A 17894-nucleotide genomic window follows, 5' to 3' on the forward strand; every position below is an offset into this window, starting at 1 on the left:
GTCAAACAAGAACGTTCACCGCCAATCCCAATGCCGCGGCCATCAGCCCGACGAGGAGGGAAACCTGCAAAAGAGTCTTGGTCGTGAACGTGGTGCGCATCAGCGCCAGCATCTTCACGTCGATCATCGGTCCGAAGGTCAGGAACGACACGATCGCTCCGGTCGAGAAGATGCCGCCGAACGACAGGATGAAGAAGGCATCGACATTCGAGCAGACAGACACGACGAAGGCGAGAGCCATCAACGCCAGCACCGACCACACCGGGTTGCTGCCGAGCGCGACCAGCACGTCGCGCGGCACGATGGTCTGGATGCCGCCGGCCACGAGCGAGCCGATGATCAGCGCGGGCATGATTCCCGTGGTCTCCCGCACGAACATCGCCAGGCTGCGCACGAGTCGGGGACCGGACTCATCGTGGGCGACGGCGCACTCCCGCACGAACCCCGGCGTCAGGAGGGCATCCGGATCGGAGTGCTTCGAGTAGAGCCACCCGATGGTGTTCGCGATGACGAAACCACCCACGAGTCGTGCAATGAGGACGATCGGGTCTCCCCCGAACGCCTGCTGTGTGGTGATGATGGTGATCGGATTGAGGATGGGCGCGGCGAGCAGAAAGGTCAGGGATTCGGGCACGGTGAAGCCGCGGATGATGAGCCCGCGCGCCAGCGGCACATTGCCGCACTCGCATACGGGCAGCAGCATGCCGATGAGCGAGATGCAAGCTCGACGGGCCACAGGGTTCTTGGGGAGGATGCGGTCGAAGAATCCCGCGGGAAGCCAGACCTGCACGATCACCGCGAGCACGATACCGAGCAGAACGAAAGGCAACGATTCGACGATGACGCTGATCGAGAGGGTGATGAAGTCCTGCATGCGGTTGGGCAGGCTCCACCCGAGGCCCGGTATGAGGGCGCGAACCGCGAACAGGAGAGCTACGACGCCGACGCCGACGGCGATTCGCACGAGCAGCTGACGACCCGTCACCGATGCCGAGTGCGTATGCCCCTCGTGCCCCGTGTTCTCATCGTGATCGGTGTGATCACCATGACCATCGAGCGTGAATCGGGTGGAAGACATCGGGCACCAGAGTACAAGCCGCTGGGAGGCCCGAGGGTGAGGAGCGCCGAGCAGCCGTACACTCGAGAAGACTATGACCGTGCTCATCGATTGGCCCATCTGGCCCGCTCACGGCACCGTCTGGGGCCACCTCGTCAGCGATTCGTCGCTCGATGAGCTTCACGAATTCGCGCAAGCGGCCGGTCTGCCCGCGCGCAGCTTCGACCTCGACCATTACGACGTGCCCATCGCTCGTCACGACGAGCTCGTGGCCGCAGGCGCGCTGCCCGTCAGCTACCGCGACCTGGTGCGCCGGCTCGAGCGCAGCGGATTACGCGTCAAAGGCCGCGACCGCCCCGGTGCGGGGCGATAGCGGCCTCTGACGAGTGCTGCGGTCTGACCGCTACTGCTGCTGTTCCTCGGGCGTCGGAGCCGAGAGTGCAGCCGTGCTCACTCGACGGCTGCGCGAACGGCCCTGACCGGGCTGCTTGGGCTCGGGAAGAGCGCCGAGCACCGAATCGAGAAGCACTTCGGCGTCTCGGTTCGAGATGCGGCGCTGCGCGGCCGGCGCCTTCGCTACGGGGATATCGAGGATATCAATTGCCGGAAGCTCTGCAGCGACGGGAGCCGCTGCGGCATCCGTGGTCGCGGAGACCTGAGGCTTCTCGGTCGTCGAAGACGACTCGGTGCTCTCGACATCGACCACGGGCTTCGACTGGCGTGCGCGCCGGTTGCCCTTGCGACGTGACGATGTGGGCGCATCCGAGCCCGACGCATCCGGCGCTGTCTGAACGTTCTCAGACACCGAAGCGACCTCGACAGGCGCTTCGACAGCGGGCGCCGACGCAGCCTTGGCCGCCTCGGACTGCTCCTGGGTGATGATGTTCACCGCACCCGTGTGTGTGGAGATGGTCGACGCGGCGATCTTGGCGAGCGCGTTCTTCGCGTCGTCGGTGATGCCGTGCGGCTTGGTGGCGGGCGCGCTGTGCGATGTCGATCCGTTCGAGGAGCCGTTGCCGTTGTTCGACGACCCGTTCGAACCGTTGCCGTTGCCGTTGCTGTTGCCATTGCCGCGACCCGAGCGCCGACGCTCCTGCTGAGGGGCGCCCGACGAAGCGGGGGCGTTTCCCGTTCCGCGGTGCTTCACGACGGGATCGTGGTGCACGATGACACCGCGCCCGGCGCAGACCTCGCAGGCCTCGCTGAATGACTCGAGCAGTCCGAGACCCAGCTTCTTGCGTGTCATCTGCACGAGTCCGAGCGAGGTGACCTCGGCCACCTGGTGCTTGGTGCGGTCGCGGCTGAGGCATTCGACCATGCGTCGCAGAACCAGATCGCGATTCGACTCGAGAACCATGTCGATGAAGTCGACGACGATGATGCCGCCGATGTCGCGCAGACGCAGCTGCCGCACGATCTCTTCAGCGGCTTCGAGGTTGTTCTTGGTGACGGTCTCCTCGAGGTTTCCGCCGGAGCCCACGAACTTGCCGGTATTGACGTCGACGACCGTCATGGCCTCGGTTCGGTCGATCACGAGCGATCCACCCGACGGCAGCCAGACCTTGCGGTCGAGCGCCTTCTCGATCTGCTCAGAGATGCGGAACTCGTCGAAAGCGTCACGGTCGCCCTCGTAGCGTTCGACTCTGTCGAGCAGATCGGGAGCGACCTGGCCGAGGTACGTCTCGATCGTCGAGCGAGCGTCGTCACCCGAGATGACAAGGCGCTGGAAATCTTCGTTGAACACGTCGCGCACGATCTTGATCAGCAGATCGGGCTCGGAGTGGAGAAGGGCCGGTGACTGCTGCTTCTGCACCGCGGTCGAGATCTCGGCCCACTGCTTGGTGAGGCGACTCACGTCGAGGGTCAGCTGCTCTTCGGTCGCGCCCTCGGAGGCAGTGCGCACGATCACGCCGACGTTGTCGGGCAGCACCTCTTTGAGGATCTTCTTGAGGCGCGAGCGCTCGACATCGGGGAGTTTGCGCGAGATGCCGTTCATCGATCCGTTGGGCACGTACACGAGGTAGCGGCCCGGGAGCGAGATCTGGCTGGTCAGGCGGGCACCTTTGTGACCGACCGGATCTTTTGTGACCTGCACCAGAACGGTTGCACCCGGCTTGAGGGCCAGTTCGATCTTGCGTGCCTGGTTGCCACCGTTCGGGTTCTCCGCGGCTGCGGCATCCCAATCGACCTCACCCGAGTAGAGCACGGCGTTGCGTCCGCGTCCGATGTCGACGAATGCCGCCTCCATGCTGGGCAGAACGTTCTGCACCTTGCCGAGGTAGACGTTGCCGATCAGCGAGGCGTCCTGCGCCTTGGCGACATAGTGCTCGACCAGTACGCCGTCTTCGAGCACGCCGATCTGAATCTTGTTGTCTTTGGCCCGCACGACCATGACCCGGTCGACAGACTCGCGGCGGGCCAGGAACTCGGCCTCGGTGACGACAGGACGACGACGACCCGCATCCCGACCGTCGCGACGACGCTGCTTCTTGGCCTCGAGACGAGTCGACCCCTTGATGCGCTGTGGTTCGGTGATGAGTTCGGGTTCGGGCCGAGGGGCGCGGACCTTGACGACGGTGTTGGCCGGATCGTTGTCTCCCGGCCTGTTGTCTTCGCCTGAACGGCGGCGTGAGCGGCGCCGTACAGAGGTGTCGGGACGATCATCGTCGTCGTTCTCATCGTCGTCGCGCGGGGGCAAGGGCCGAATGTCGGGCGCCTGGAAGATCAGCGACGTGGTCGGGCGCACGACGGGCGCCTGAGCGGGCGCGTCGGCCGTCGCAGCGGGCTCGAGGGGCGCGAGGCCCGGGTGCTCCTCGTCGAAGCCGGCCGCGACCTCGGTCGGGGCCTCTGGCGCCTGCCTCGGCGCGTCCGGCACCACGGGGGGCGCGACGGGAGTCTCGAGCGCGGGAGCCTCAGCGGGCTTCTTCGCCGACTTCCGACCTCCGAAGAGGCGCTTGCGCGGTGCTGATTCTGTGTTCGATGAACCGTTGTTGTTGTTGTCTTCCACCATTGCTGGTGCACTCCTTGCCGAACCGGTGGCCGCGCCACCCGTCGGTACTCTCCAGAGCGAGCCCGCCGCCTGAGCGACGCCCTCGCCAATCCTTTACACGGACAGCCGGCGACATAGGCTCTGGCTGCCTTTACGTGTACTTCTTTTGTGACTGTACATCTGTGTTCGGATGAGGCGGGCGACCGATGAGGTTGCGCCTGCTTTCGTTCCGACAAGCCTTCTTTGGCGTCTTCCCGGACGCGGCCAGGAGGACTGACGCCAATTATCGCATGCATTCTCAGAATGCGTATTTTGCGCTGTGCGATAATCCGAGCGTGGTGGATACGGCGATGAAAACGAGAAGACCCTTTATTTTTGCGATCTTCCTGATCGTGGCCGGGGTGATCGGGTGGATCGCCGCCTTCGACCTCACTCTCGAGAAGATCGAGACTCTCACAGATCCCTCATACAGCCCGAGCTGCGACATCTCGCCTCTGGTGCAGTGCGGGGTGAACATGTCGAGCGCTCAGGGATCGGTGTTCGGCTTCCCCAACCCCATCATCGGAGTGGCGGCTTTCATGGCCCCGATCTTCGTGGGATTCGCGATTCTGGCCGGCGCGCGATTCGCTGCGTGGTTCTGGATCACGTTCAACGCGGGCCTGTTGGCCGGCATCGTCTTCGTAGCCTGGCTCATCTCTCAGAGCATCTTCGTTCTGGGAACCCTCTGCCCGTATTGCATGGTGGTGTGGAGCGTGATGATCCCGATGTTCTTCTACGTGACGGTCTTCAACCTAAAAGAGGGCCACTTCGGCAACTCGGGCGCGTCGCGCCGGATCTTCGCCCGCATCTACCCGTTCACATGGGTTCTCGTGCTTCTCGGGTATCTGGCGATCGTCGTGATGGCGCAGCTGAGGCTCGACGCCATCACGACGATCATTCTCTACAGCTGATCTAGCCGAACCAGATGGCGAGTTCGCGCTCTGCCGACTCGGGCGAGTCGCTGCCGTGCACGAGATTCTGCTGAACTTTCAGTCCCCAGTCCCGACCCAGGTCGCCGCGAATCGTGCCGGGCGCTGCCGTTGTCGGGTCGGTCGTTCCCGCGAGCGAACGGAAACCCTCGATGACGCGGTTGCCGGCGATGCGGATCGCGACGATCGGTCCGGACTCCATGAACTCGAGGAGCGGTTCATAGAACGGCTTGCCCTCGTGCTCCGCGTAGTGAGCCGCGAGCAGGCTGCGCTCCGGCTCGATGAGCTTGATGTCGACGAGCTGGTAACCCTTGGCCTCGATGCGGGAGAGGATCTCCCCCGTGAGATTGCGGGCGACGCCGTCGGGCTTGATGAGAACGAGGGATTCTTCGCTCGTGATGGTCACAGAGGTGTCCTTCCAGACAATGGGAAACGTACCGCTTCACTGTAGCGAGGCTCGCCGACCGATCAGGGCTGAACGGCGGCGGCAGCGGCTTTCTCTCGGTCGATCCGCGCCCCGACGACCATGCAATACGTCCACAGACCCACGAAGAGAATCCCCACGATCCACATGACGGGAACGAGGAAGGCGGAGGCGATGATCGCGGCCTGCAGCACCCAGCCGAAGGCATAGCCCCAGCGGAAGCGAAGAAGACCGGCTCCGGCCACCAGCGCGACGCAGAGCACGGCGCCGCCGCCGAGCGCGGGCAGCGCGGGCAGCGCCTTGAGTCCGAACGCCACGAGTGCGGCGAGGAACATCACGATGCTCTCGAATCCGAGCACGATCGAGCCGAGCGACCGGCGCACTGACGCGGGTCGGGTGGGCCGAAGCGGCTCGGCCTCGGCGGCGGGGGGCTGGATGTCTGTCACGGCTTCCACTTCTCGGCCGCGGCCAGCGTGATGGCCTCACCGACGAGGGTGATCGAGCCTGTCACCAGCACAGCGCCCCGTTCGGCCTCGTCCGCGCTGTCGCGTGCGACCTCCATGGCGCGCTCGAATTCGGGCTCGACCGTGACGCGGTCGCGCCCCACGATGCCGACGACGATCGCCGCCAGCGAATCCGCATCGACCGCACGGTCGCTGGGCGCATCCGTCACGACGAACTCGGTGACCACGGGCTCGAGCGCCCGCACGATTCCCTCGACGTCTTTATCGGCGAGAACACCGAGAACGGCGACCACCTTGTCGAAGGTGAAGTACTCGGTGATGGCCACGGCCAGCACCTCGGCTCCCCCGGGGTTGTGCGCGGCGTCGACGAGCACGGTGGGCTCGATGCCCACCAACTGCAGTCGTCCGGGTGACGTGACGGTGGCGAAGCCCTCATTCACGACGTCGGATGCGAGTTCGTGCGTTCCACCGCCGAGGAACGACTCGACCGCGGCCACGGCCACGGCGGCGTTCTGCGCCTGATGGGCACCGTAGAGCGGCAGGAAGAGGTCTGAGTACGTTCCGGCGAGCCCCTTGATCGAGACGACCTGGCCGCCGACGCCGACGGCGCTGGAGGTCAGCCGGAACTGCTCACCCTGCACGGCGAGGGTCGACTCGGTGAGCTCCGCTGCGCGCTGCAACTCGCTCAGTGCGCCTTCGGGCTGAAGCGCCGAGACGACATGCGACACCGGCTTGATGATTCCCGACTTGGTGCGCGCGATCTCCTCGACCGTGTTGCCGAGGCGCGAGGTGTGATCGAGCGAGATCGGCGTGATCACGGCGACCTGCCCATCGGCGACGTTGGTGGAATCCCATTCGCCGCCCATGCCCACCTCGATCACGGCGACGTCGACCGGGGCATCGGCAAACGACGCGAAGGCGAGAACCGACAGGGCCTCGAAGAAGGTGATCCGGGGCTCCCCCGCCGTCTCGAGCTCGCCGTCGACGATCTGCAGGAAAGGCTCGATGTCTGCCCAGTTCGCGGCCAGCGCCTCGTTGCTGATCGGTTCGCCATCGATGACGATGCGCTCGTTGAGTCGCTCGAGGTGCGGGCTCGTGAAGAGTCCCGTGCGCAGGCCGTACGCCCGCAGAATGCTCTCGGTGATGCGGCTGGTGCTCGTCTTGCCATTCGTTCCCGTGATGTGGATCACGGGGTACGCCCGCTGCGGGTCGCCGAGCAACTCGACGACCCGACGGGTGGCTGAGAGCCTCGGCTGAGGCGCGGCCTCACCGAGCCTCGAGAGAAGGGCCGTGTAGACAGCGTCTCCCGCGGCGACGAACTCGTCGGGATCGGTATCGTCGAGCGGACCGATGTACCCGGATTTCTCTGGATCGGGTGACTCGTGATCAGACATTGCGGATTCCTGACTGTCGGCTCACTGCGACGATGACGTCGTCGGTGTTCGCGTACTTGGCGCCGCCGATGCGAACGACGTGTTCGGGTGCGACGGCAACCACGTTGCCGATCCACTCGGTGACCAGATCTCCACGGTACCCGTCGAGACCGGGGGTGTCACGGGGGCCAGAGATGGTGAAGGTCGTGGCGAGGGTCTCTCCCGCGATATCGACTCCCGAGGCCTGACGCAGTGCGTCGGCATCCGCGTCATCGAAGAACACGAGGTCGAGCACGATCCTGTCGCTCACATCGAAACCCGCCGACTTGCGTGCGTCCTGCACGGCACGGATCATGTCGCGCGCGAGGCCCTCCGCCTCGAGCTCGGGCGTTGTGGCCGTCTCGAGCAGAGCGAATCCGCCGCCAGCGAGCAGGGCGAGGGCCGTGTGGGCGCCCTCACCGGCATCCTGCGTCTCGAGCACGAGCTCGTACTCGCCGGCGACGAGGTCGATCCCTCCCGCCGTCACCACACCGTTGCTCTCCGACCAGTCGCCCCCGCGGGCGGCCTTGATGACCTGCTGCACCTGCTTTCCGAGGCGGGGGCCTGCGGCGCGAGCGTTCACCGTGAGCTTCGATGTGATGCCGAACTCGAGCGCGCTGTTCTGCTGCTGCTCGACCAGGGTGACGTTCTTCACGTTGAGCTCGTCGGCGAGGATGCCCTCGAAGGGGCGCAGGGCCTCGACGTTCGCACTCACGATCGTGAGATTCGCGAGAGGAAGGCGCACACGAAGGCCGTTCTGCTTTCGCAGCGACAGAACGGTCGACGAGATCTCGCGCACCTGATCCATGGCGTGCACGAGGGCGGGGTCAGCCGGGAAGCGGTTCTCGTCGGGCCAGTCGGTGAGGTGAACGCTCCGACCTCCCGTGAGTCCCTTCCAGATGCGCTCGGAGACAAGTGGCAGAAGCGGCGCGGCCACTCGGGTGACCGTCTCGAGCACCGTGAAGAGGGTGTCGAAGGCCGCCGTGTCGGTTCCCGACCAGAAGCGGTCGCGGCTGCGGCGCACGTACCAGTTCGTGAGCACGTCGGCGAAGTCGCGCAGCTTGGCCGTCGCCAGCGTCGAGTCGTAGGCGTCAAGATCTGCCGCCACGTCGTGGATGAGCTCGCGCGTCTTGGCGAGCAGATAGCGGTCGAGCACATCCGTCGAGGAGGTGTTCAGCTGCGCGTCGTAGCCTCCGGCCCCTTCGACAGGCTCAGGGGACGGGTTGGCTGTGTTGGCGTAGAGGGTGAAGAAGTAATACGTGCTCCAGAGCGGCAGCAGCACCTGGCGAGTCGCCTCGCGGATCGCCTCCTCGGTCACCACGAGGTTGCCCCCGCGCAGAACCGGAGAACTCATGAGGAACCAACGCATCGCATCCGAACCGTCGCGGTCGAGCACCTCGGAGACGTCGGGGTAGTTGCGCAGACTCTTCGACATCTTCTGCCCATCACTGCCGAGCACGATGCCGTGACTCACGACGTTGCGGAAGGCCGGGCGGTCGAAGAGTGCCGTCGAGAGGGTGTGCAGCGTGTAGAACCAGCCGCGGGTCTGCCCGATGTACTCCACGATGAAGTCTGCCGGGTTGTGACTGTCGAACCAGTCCTGGTTCTCGAAGGGGTAGTGCACCTGGGCGAACGGCATCGACCCAGAGTCGAACCACACGTCGAGCACGTCTTCGATGCGGCGCATCGTCGACTGCCCAGTGGGGTCGTCGGGGTTGGGGCGTGTGAGCTCGTCGATGTAGGGACGGTGCAGGTCGGTGGGGCGCACGCCGAAGTCGGCCTCGAGCTCGTCGAGCGAGCCGTAGACATCGATGCGCGGGTACTCGGGGTTGTCGCTCTTCCACACGGGGATCGGCGAACCCCAATAGCGGTTGCGGGAGATCGACCAGTCGCGGGCGTTCGACACCCACTTGCCGAACTGGCCGTCCTTGACGTTCTCGGGGATCCAGTTGATCTCCTGGTTCAGCGTCTCCATACGGTCGCGGAACTCGGTGACCCTCACGAACCAACTCGATACGGCCTTGTAGATCAGCGGGTTGCGGCAGCGCCAGCAGTGCGGGTACGAGTGCTCGTAGCTGGCCTGGCGCAGCAGACGGCCGTTCGCGCGCAGCAACTGGGTGAGCGGCTTGTTCGCCTCGAACACCTGCAGGCCGACGACGTCGGACACGCTCGGCAGGAAGCGGGCGCCCTCGTCGACCGAGATCACGACAGGGATCCCCGCGGCCTCACAGATCTTCTGGTCTTCCTCACCGTAGGCGGGGGCCTGGTGCACGATCCCGGTTCCGTCGGTGGTCGACACGTAGTCGGCCACGAGGATGCGCCACGCGTTCTGCGTTCCCCACGTGTCAGTGTCGGCGTAGTAATCCCAGAGCCGGTCGTAGGTGATGCCCTCGAGCTCGGCCCCCAGGTGGGTGCGCGAGATCGCGGCGATGGCGTCGTCGGCCGACTCGTATCCCAGGTCTTTGGCGTAGTTGCCGACGAGGTCACTCGCGATGAGGTACTCGTGCGACTCCCCCTCGACTCTGTCTTCGTGCACGTCGGCGGCGCCGTTCGGCCCGCCGGGCACGACCGCATACTGGATGCCCGGGCCGACCGCGAGCGCGAGGTTCGTCGGCAGGGTCCAGGGTGTCGTGGTCCAGGCCAGGGCACGGACGGCGGTGAGGCCGAGTGCCTCGGCCTTGGCGCCGGTGAGCGGGAACGTCACGGTGACCGTCTGGTCCTGGCGCATCTTGTAGACGTCGTCGTCCATACGCAGCTCGTGGTTCGACAGCGGTGTCTCGTCGTGCCAGCAGTACGGCAGCACTCGGAAGCCCTCGTAGGCGAGACCCTTCGTGTGCAGCTGCTTGAACGCCCAGATGACGCTCTCCATAAAGGTGATGTCGAGGGTCTTGTAGTCGTTCTCGAAGTCGACCCAGCGGGCCTGCCGAGTCACATATTCCTGCCACTCACCGGTGTAGCGCAGTACGGAGTCACGCGACGCCTGGTTGAAGACGCCGATGCCCATCTCTTCGATCTGGCTCTTCTCGGTGATTCCGAGCTGGCGCATCGCCTCGAGCTCGGCGGGCAGGCCGTGGGTGTCCCAGCCGAAGCGGCGCTCGACCTTCTTGCCGCGCATGGTCTGGAATCGCGGAAACAGGTCTTTGGCGTAGCCGGTGAGCAGGTGGCCGTAGTGCGGCAGGCCGTTCGCGAAGGGTGGGCCGTCGTAGAAGACCCACTCGTCGGCATCCGATCGGTTCTCGATCGACGCGCGGAACGTGTCGTCGGCCTTCCAGAAGCCGAGGACCTCTTCTTCGATCGCCGGGAAGTTCGGGCTCGGCGTCACGGCAGGAGCCGCGTGGCGGTGCTGCTCGCCGGGGTTCTCTTCAGAATTCTTGGGGTACGACATGCTTCTCCTGGACGGGCCTGCTCGTTGCCTGTTCCACGAGGACGCCTGGTACGGAAACGTTCCGACCCGCGTGGTACCACCTCGCTTGCCGATCACGACTCTTGCCTCGATCGACCGCTTGTTCTTTGGCTGTGACGGGCCAGACCCGTTCGGTTCTACTCGGCCCGCTCTCGCGTGCCTTTCTTCCGAAGACTCACCGGTGATAGCCGGATCACTGTCATGCTGCGGACAACTTTACCCGACGGGAACAGCATTTGTTCCCTGAGCCTGTCGGAGGCCGCGACTCGGCACACCCCACGCGATGGGAACGTCTCGCATCACGAGAACGCTGTCGAGCCGCGCACTGCCGGAGGGCAACGCATCGAAGAACGACGACTCCACGTTCAACAGTCGGCCGGGCTCGACCTTCCACTTCTCGGTCTCGAGAGTGAGTCCGTCGAACTCTCCCGAATCTCGTCGCGGCGACCAGCCTGTCGAGCCCGCACGAAAGAACTCCGAGGCATCGTCGACTGTCGCAAAGAGCCGACTTCTCCATTCGGAGACGACGGCGACATCGGCCGAGACCCGCACATCCGACGCCGCCAGCTCGACCCGGATACGATTTGCCGTCTCGGACCCGGAGAAGCGCGCGTGCCGGTGAACGCCGGGGAACAACCGTCCGCCTACGGCCACGGGAAGCCAGGATGCGCTGTGCCGCACAGGAATATAGACGCCCCGCTGCGTTCCCTCGTCGTCGTCCCACTCCACGGCGATGCGGTGGGCCGCATTCTCGGCGCCCCATCCGAGTGCCCGCGGCATCCATGGCGCTCGCATGTCGCCGAGCCTGATGAGGCACACCCCGGCCACGGCGGAGCCGTCGACGAGGTGCGGCCGGAACCCGGGCGGGAGCATCCCGACCGCGACCTCCGGATCGAGGGCGTAGTTGATGAGCAGCCTGCGTTCGATCACAGCCGTCAAAGAAGGAATGAAGTAGCTCATGCGGGCGCCTCGCTCGTGTGCGTCGGTGTGGCTTTCTGGATGGTTCGGAGAACGATCTGCTCGGGGCAGACGGCCGAGAGAAAATCGCCGACAGACAGCGCGAGCCTGTCGCCGACGAGCGAATAGAGGATGCGGTTGGCGTCTCGTCTCTCGGTCACGAGGCCTGCCCCTCTCAGCACCGACAGGTGCCGGGAGATCGTCGGGCCGGAGACGGGAAAACGACCGGCGATGTCGCCCGCGGCGAGCTCGCCGTCTCGCAACTCCTGCAGGATCTGTCGCCGGATCGGAGAGCTCAGCGCCGTGAAGACATCGGATGTCGACTCGTCATTTCGCATATTCGCAATATAGCACTAATGCTAATTAGCGAGAAGGCTCATCTGGGGCGTGATGCCGATCGCTCGATGGCATGCGAGGCACAGCAGCGACCAGAGCACGGGTGAACGGATGCTCCGGGTGCCGGAAGACGTGATCGGTCGCGCCTCGCTCGAGAACGCGGCCGTCCCTCATCACGAGCACCTCGTCACACAGCTGGGCGACCACGGCGAGGTCGTGCGAGACGAAGACGAGGGCGACGCCGAGATCTCGACGCAGCGCATCCAGGAGATCGATGATCGTCGCCTGGATCGACACGTCGAGGGCCGATACGGGCTCATCGCAGACGAGAATTCGTGGCTCCGACGCGAGGGCGCGCGCAATCGCGACCCGTTGCCTCTGCCCACCCGACAGCTCGTGCGGCCGCCTGCCCTCGAGCGAGACGTCGAGGCCGACACTCTCGAGCAGCTGCCGGATGCGCGCGGCGGGTTTTTCGGAAGACCTGCGGCGAGCGTCGCCTCGCAGCCCCTCGGCCACGATGCGGGCCACCGTGTATCGAGGATCGAATGAGCCGAGCGGGTCCTGGCTGATGAGTTGGATCTCTCCGCGCCTCGATCGACGACGCCGTTCGGACACGCCGCTCCAGTCACGCCCGTCGAGGGAGACCGATCCGCGATCCGGATCATCGAAGCCGAGGAGCAGCCGGGCAAGGGTGGTCTTTCCCGAGCCCGACTCTCCCACGACGCCGATGGACGCTCCCGCGTGCACCGTCAACGACACATCGTCGACGGCCGAGCGCAGGCTCCCGTCATGACGCCGGAAGTCACGCCCGAGCCCGGTCGCGTGCAGCAGAGGCGCTGACTCCCGCTGGTCGAGTGGGCCGCGCGCGGCCGTATCGAGACCACCGGGAGTGATCTCGATACTCGGGCTCCTTCGTCGCGCCGCTACTCGATCAGCGAAGGGTCCGTCGCCCAGGCGCGGCGCCGCCGCGAGAAGCATCTGCGTGTACGGGTGCTGCGGATTCGACAGCACCTCCGTGGTGGTGCCCTCCTCGACGATGCGTCCGTCTTTCATCACGGCGACGCGGTCGGCCACACCAGCGACGACGGCGAGATCATGGCTGATCATGATGATGCCCAGCCCGGCGGCGCGCAGGCGAGAGAGCAGATCGAGTACCTGGGCCTGCACGGTGACGTCGAGCGCGGTCGTCGGCTCGTCGGCGATGAGGATTCCCGGCTCTCCCGCGAGCGCCGAGGCGATCAGGGCACGTTGTCTGAGGCCGCCGGACAACTCGTGCGGGTACTGCCTGGCCCGATCGGCGGGCTCCGGCACGGCGACCCGAGCCAGCAGCCCGGTGACCGTGTCGGCGATCCCGGCCCGCGGCATCCTCTCGCCCGAGCCGGGCGCACCGTGGATCTCGATGACCTCGGCGACCTCGGCCCCGACGCGGCGCAGCGGGTCGAGGGAGACCAGGGCGTCTTGGCTCACCAGACCCACGCGCGCGCCGCGGAGGTGGCGCCAATCACGCTCGGAGTTGCTTCGAGCATCGACGCCGTCGATGACGAGCTCATCGACATCGACCGAGGCTCCATCGGGAAGCAGTCCGAGAAGCGCCCTGGCCGTCAGGGTCTTGCCCGAGCCCGACTCCCCCACGATCGCCAGGCACTCTCCGGCTGCCACCGAGAGCGAGACCGAATCGACGACGACCGTCTGGCCGAAGCGCACAGTGAGCCCCGAGACCCGCACGACCTCACGATTCTCCGTCATGACCTGCGCCCCTCACCGGCTCGACGCAGTCGCCGACCCACGACGGTCGCCGACACGACAGTCAGCGTGATCAGCACCCCGGGGAAGAACGCGACCCACCAGGCCTGGCCGAGCAGATTGCGCCCTCCCGAGAGCAGAAGTCCCCACTCCGGGGTCGGATCCTGCGGCCCGAGGCCCAGAAAGCTGAGACCTGCCGCGGCCACGATCGTGGTTCCGATTCCGATCGTGGCGATGACCCCGAGCGGGCGCAGCGTGTTCGGCACGATGTGCGCCACGGCGACGCGCAGCGGGTGCACTCCGAGACCCCGAGCGGCCTCCACGTAACCGGCGCGGCGAACGACGAGCGTCTCCGCGCGCGCCACCCTGATGTAGGCGGGCAACGCGGCCACTCCGACGGCCGTGGCGACGTTGACGGGCCCCGGGCCGAGCACGGCGATCGCGAAGAGCGCGATGAGGAACTCGGGAAAGGCGAGGAGGATCTCGACGCCACGCATCGCCACGCCATCGATCACACGGGGAGCGAGCCCTGCCAGCGTGCCCACGACGATTCCGACGACCAGCGCGGCCGCGGTCGCGCCGACGCCCACACCGAGCGAGTAGGAGGCGCCGTAGACGACGCGGGTGAACACATCGCGACCCGTCTGGTCGGTGCCGAAAGGATGCCCCCAGCCCGGTGGCCGCAGCACCTGGGAGGTGTCGGTCGCCAGCGGATCGAGAGGGGTGAAGATCCACGGTGCGACGGCCATGGCCACAACGATGAGAAGAAGGAATACCGCAGCGACCAGCCCGAGCCGCCCGCGCGCCCAGCCCCTCATCGCGCACCTCGGATGGCGGTCGTAGGCGTTTCGATGCGTGGATCGACAGCTCTGTAGGCGAGGTCGACCACGAGATTGACGAGCACGAAGACGATCGCGGTGAACACGATGATCCCCATCACCACCGGCAGATCGCGGTTGGTGATGGCCGCGAGCGCCACGCGCCCGAGACCGGGGCGGGCGAACACCGATTCGACGACGACAGCCCCGCCGAGAAGCGACCCCACGATGTAGCCGGCCAGAGTCAGCGCGGGAATCGCGGCGTGGCGCAGAGTGTGCCTCAGAACCAATCGCGCGGAGCCCGCCCCTCGCGCTCTGGCCGTGGTGACGAAAGGCTGCTCCTCGGCGTCTTCGAGGCCCGTCCGCAGCACCTGGCCGAGAATTCCGGCGACCGGCAGCGCGATGGTCACGGCGGGCAGAACGAGGCTCTGGATGCCGTCTGCGCCGGCCACCGGAAACCAGCCGAGCCCGAACGCGAAGATACTCAGAAGCACCAGGCCGATCCAGAACGGGGGTGAACTGATGGCCAACAGCTCGAGTACCGAGAAGATGCCTCGCGAGGCCCGCCCGTGCACGAGCACCGCGCCGACGAGGGCGATGACCAGCGCGATCGCCAGCGAAGCCGCCGCCAGCTGCAGCGTGTATCCGAGCTGCTGACCGATCACATCCGTCACCGGTAGCCGGAGTTGATAGCTGGTGCCGAAGTCTCCCCGCACGAGCCGAGCGAGGTACGACAGATACTGCACGATCAGGGGCTGATCGAGGCCGAGCTCCGCGCGGATCGACTGCTTGAGCTCGGGCGAGGCCTGCGCCGAGACACCGAGCATGACGTCGACCGGGTCACCGGGAACCAGCTTGAGAACCAGGAACGCCGCGGTCGCCGCACCCCACACGACCACGACCATTCCCGCTACGCGCTCGAGGATGCGCCGCACGATCATGCCCTGAACTCTATGTCAGCGCTCTACTTGGTGACGTAGGCCCCGGAGAAGAGCGGCCACCCGTGAATGTCGACCTCGATGCCGCCGACCTTCTTGCTGGAGGCGAGGATGTACTCGGGCACGTAGAGCGGCACGATCACAGCGTTCTTCGCATTCCACTGCTGCAGCTTGGTATACAGCTCTGCACGCTTGGAGCCATCGGTCGTGGCGACGGCCGAAGCAAGAGTCGCGTCGATCTCGGGATCGCTGAGGTGCGACGCGTTCTGATAGCCGCCGGTTCCGAGGTGGCTGCGCAGAACATCGGCGTCGGCCGACAAGAAGCCCCAGTCGGTGAGGTCGTAGTCGCCCGCAAGGTATGCGTCGAGGTAGGCGCCGGGCTCGAGCTGATCGTGCACCACCTCGAAGCCGATCTTCTTCAGTCCGTCTTGAATCAGGTTGGCGAGATTGGCGTTGTCTTCGTTGACCGGTGTGTACGAGATCCACCGGGCACTCAGGCGCTCACCGTTCTTCGTTCGGTAGCCGTCGGAGTCGCGCTCGGACCAGCCCGCGGCATCCAGAGCGTCGTTCGCCGCGTCGACGTCGAACGACGCGCTCTTCTCGAGGGCTGCGTCATAGGAGTCGGGGGTCGTGGGCCCGAGGATCGAGTACGCGCGCTGATAGCTGTCGTTGAAGACGGCCTTCACGGCCGCATCGAGGTCGAAGCCACCGGCAAAGGCCTTGCGCACGGCGACGTCGGAGAAGACGGGACGTGTGACATTGAGATAGAGCGAGTACGGAACGCCGGGCGACTCGGTCGAGGTGACCGTGAATCCGTCGCCGATCTGGCTGAGGCTCGACGGTGCGGTGTCGCCGATCACGTCGACCTGCCCCGAGGTGAGCGCGCTCGTGCGCACCGAGCTCTCCGGAAGGATCTTCACATCGAGCTCGTCGATGCTCGCCGGCCCCTGGTTCGTCGCGCCCTCGGGCGCCCAGTTGTAATTGGGATTCTTCGTGTAGACGAGCTCACTGCCGGGGGTGTACTTCGACAAGATGAATGGACCCGAACCGACGGAGATGCCCGGGCCTCCGGCCTTCAACTCGCTGGCGTGCTCGGCGAGCACCTTCGGAGAGTAGAAGCCGAGCTGAACCGATGCGGCGTTGGCGAGGAACGGCGCGTACGGCTGCGAGAAGCTGACCCGAACGGTCGTGGGGTCGATCACCTCGGTGCCGGCGTAGTAGGCGCCGCCGATGAGGCTGGATGCCTGGGCCGACTCGGTGGCCGGGTCGACGATGTGGTCGAAGTTGGCTTTGACCGCGGCCGCATCGAACTTCTCTCCGTCGGAGAACGTGACGTCGTCGCGCAGCGTGAAGGTGTACTGCAACTGGTCGTCGGACACCTGCCAGCTCTTCGCCAGCCACGGAACGATCGTGCCGTCGGCCTTCTGCGACACCAGGGAGTCGAAGACGGGTCGCTGCAGGATCGCGTTGATGTCGAGTTGCGACGAGTGCACGTCGAGGTGCCCCACCGGGTCGACGTCGACACCGAACGAGATCGTGCCTCCCTCGACCTTCTCACCCGTGCCCGCAGACGCGGAGCAGCCGGCCAAAACCAGAGCGGCACTGACGACGAGCGCGAGGGAACCTGCGATGCGGAACGATCCGGGGCGCGAAAACATGATGAACTTCTCTCGGGTGGGGATGCCTCGATCGCGAGACGCGTGTTCTAGCCTAGGCCGTTTTAAATAGACTCAGCCCAATTAAAGCGAAGACGAGAGAGGATGCGCCCATGACGGATGCGCCGCGCGCAACGAGGGGGCGACCCCGCGTCGGATCGCCCTCGCTTCTCGAGGAAGCCGCCTTCGAACTCTTTCTCGAGAACGGCTACGCCGGCACGACCGTCGAGCAGATCAGCACCCGGGCGGGAGTGAGCCGGAACACCTTCTTCAACTACTTCGCGGCCAAGAGCGACGTGTTCTGGGTCGGGCTCGACGCCAGCATCGATCGCCTGGCGGCCTCACTCGACGCTTCGAACGCCGATGGCGGAGTGCTACCGATCGAACTGCTGCGCACCGCTCTTCTCGATGTCGCCGCTCGCCTCGGCCCCTCCGATGTTCCCTGGGTACTCACTCACTTCGAGCTCATCGGCAGCACGCACGAGGTCATGGCATCCGCCATCGGCCGGGCCACGCGCCTGTCGAGCGTCATCGAGCGGGCTCTTGGCGACGCCACGTCCGCCGCCGTCTCCCGCAGCCTCTCGTTCGCGTGCGTGGCGGCCGTCGTCGCGGCGATGATGAGCTGGGCAGAGGCCGGCCCCGACCGAGGTTCGCTCGCGTCTCACCTCGAACGTGCGCTCTCGCCGGTCTTGACGGGATTCTCCTCACCGTAGCCACCGAGCGAGACTCG

15 protein-coding genes are annotated in these 17894 nt (G+C 65.9%); 3 read left to right on the plus strand and 12 right to left on the minus strand.

Features of this window, described 5'->3' with window-relative positions:
* Nucleotide 1: 1 nt before the first annotated feature.
* Nucleotides 2-1078 (minus strand): permease, encoded by a 1077-nt coding sequence (locus B9Y86_RS15675; RefSeq protein ID WP_085487817.1) that lies wholly within the window; start codon nt 1076-1078, stop codon nt 2-4.
* A gap of 73 nt (nt 1079-1151) precedes the next feature.
* On the opposite strand from B9Y86_RS15675, the gene B9Y86_RS15680 reads away from it, so the two are divergent.
* Nucleotides 1152-1430: a DUF4031 domain-containing protein gene (locus tag B9Y86_RS15680; RefSeq protein ID WP_085487819.1), complete on the plus strand. Its 279-nt coding sequence runs from the start codon at nt 1152-1154 to the stop codon at nt 1428-1430.
* A gap of 30 nt (nt 1431-1460) precedes the next feature.
* Here B9Y86_RS15680 and B9Y86_RS15685 read toward each other — a convergent pair whose 3' ends face one another.
* Entirely contained in the window at nt 1461-4067 is a 2607-nt protein-coding gene (locus B9Y86_RS15685) for an Rne/Rng family ribonuclease (protein ID WP_085487821.1), read from the minus strand.
* Between the two features lie 329 nt (nt 4068-4396).
* Between B9Y86_RS15685 and B9Y86_RS15690 the strand changes: the two genes are divergently transcribed.
* Nucleotides 4397-4996, plus strand: coding sequence for a vitamin K epoxide reductase family protein (locus tag B9Y86_RS15690; protein ID WP_176223391.1), 600 nt, complete (start codon nt 4397-4399; stop codon nt 4994-4996).
* A 1-nt stretch (nt 4997) separates the two neighbouring features.
* Here the strand turns inward: B9Y86_RS15690 and ndk are convergent, their stop codons facing one another.
* The 10 genes from ndk to B9Y86_RS15740 all read right to left on the minus strand — a co-directional run bounded on the left by ndk (nt 4998) and on the right by B9Y86_RS15740 (nt 17167).
* Complete coding sequence (ndk, locus tag B9Y86_RS15695; RefSeq protein ID WP_085487909.1) at nt 4998-5414, minus strand: nucleoside-diphosphate kinase; 417 nt, start codon at nt 5412-5414, stop codon at nt 4998-5000.
* Between the two features lie 68 nt (nt 5415-5482).
* On the minus strand, nt 5483-5884 hold the full coding sequence (locus tag B9Y86_RS15700) for a DUF4233 domain-containing protein (RefSeq protein WP_244894791.1): 402 nt from the start codon (nt 5882-5884) through the stop codon (nt 5483-5485).
* Nucleotides 5881-7296 carry a bifunctional folylpolyglutamate synthase/dihydrofolate synthase gene (locus B9Y86_RS15705; RefSeq protein ID WP_085487828.1) on the minus strand — a complete coding sequence of 472 codons (1416 nt, stop codon included), beginning with the start codon at nt 7294-7296 and terminating at the stop codon, nt 5881-5883. The genes B9Y86_RS15700 and B9Y86_RS15705 overlap by 4 nt, the downstream gene beginning before the upstream one ends.
* Complete coding sequence (gene ileS, locus B9Y86_RS15710; RefSeq protein WP_085487830.1) at nt 7289-10699, minus strand: isoleucine--tRNA ligase; 3411 nt, start codon at nt 10697-10699, stop codon at nt 7289-7291. The genes B9Y86_RS15705 and ileS overlap by 8 nt, the downstream gene beginning before the upstream one ends.
* Nucleotides 10700-10933: 234 nt before the next feature.
* The gene (locus B9Y86_RS15715; RefSeq protein ID WP_085487832.1) at nt 10934-11677 is read right to left on the minus strand and encodes a DUF2071 domain-containing protein; all 744 of its coding nucleotides are present in this window, start codon (nt 11675-11677) and stop codon (nt 10934-10936) included.
* Nucleotides 11674-12012, minus strand: coding sequence for a metalloregulator ArsR/SmtB family transcription factor (locus B9Y86_RS15720; protein ID WP_085487834.1), 339 nt, complete (start codon nt 12010-12012; stop codon nt 11674-11676). The genes B9Y86_RS15715 and B9Y86_RS15720 overlap by 4 nt, the downstream gene beginning before the upstream one ends.
* Nucleotides 12013-12037: 25 nt before the next feature.
* Nucleotides 12038-13756 (minus strand): dipeptide ABC transporter ATP-binding protein, encoded by a 1719-nt coding sequence (locus B9Y86_RS15725; protein ID WP_085487836.1) that lies wholly within the window; start codon nt 13754-13756, stop codon nt 12038-12040.
* A complete protein-coding gene (locus B9Y86_RS15730; RefSeq protein WP_085487838.1) occupies nt 13753-14571 on the minus strand; it encodes an ABC transporter permease in 819 nt (272 codons plus the stop codon). Before B9Y86_RS15730 ends, B9Y86_RS15725 begins: the two co-directional genes overlap by 4 nt.
* Nucleotides 14568-15512: an ABC transporter permease gene (locus tag B9Y86_RS15735; RefSeq protein ID WP_176223392.1), complete on the minus strand. Its 945-nt coding sequence runs from the start codon at nt 15510-15512 to the stop codon at nt 14568-14570. The genes B9Y86_RS15730 and B9Y86_RS15735 overlap by 4 nt, the downstream gene beginning before the upstream one ends.
* Nucleotides 15513-15535: 23 nt before the next feature.
* Nucleotides 15536-17167: an ABC transporter substrate-binding protein gene (locus B9Y86_RS15740; RefSeq protein ID WP_085487840.1), complete on the minus strand. Its 1632-nt coding sequence runs from the start codon at nt 17165-17167 to the stop codon at nt 15536-15538.
* A gap of 110 nt (nt 17168-17277) precedes the next feature.
* Between B9Y86_RS15740 and B9Y86_RS15745 the strand changes: the two genes are divergently transcribed.
* Nucleotides 17278-17877 carry a TetR/AcrR family transcriptional regulator gene (locus B9Y86_RS15745; protein WP_085487842.1) on the plus strand — a complete coding sequence of 200 codons (600 nt, stop codon included), beginning with the start codon at nt 17278-17280 and terminating at the stop codon, nt 17875-17877.
* The last annotated feature ends 17 nt before the right edge of the window (nt 17878-17894 follow it).

This window comes from Agreia pratensis (assembly GCF_900177685.1).
In the GTDB taxonomy this organism is placed as follows: Bacteria; Actinomycetota; Actinomycetes; order Actinomycetales; family Microbacteriaceae; genus Agreia; species Agreia pratensis.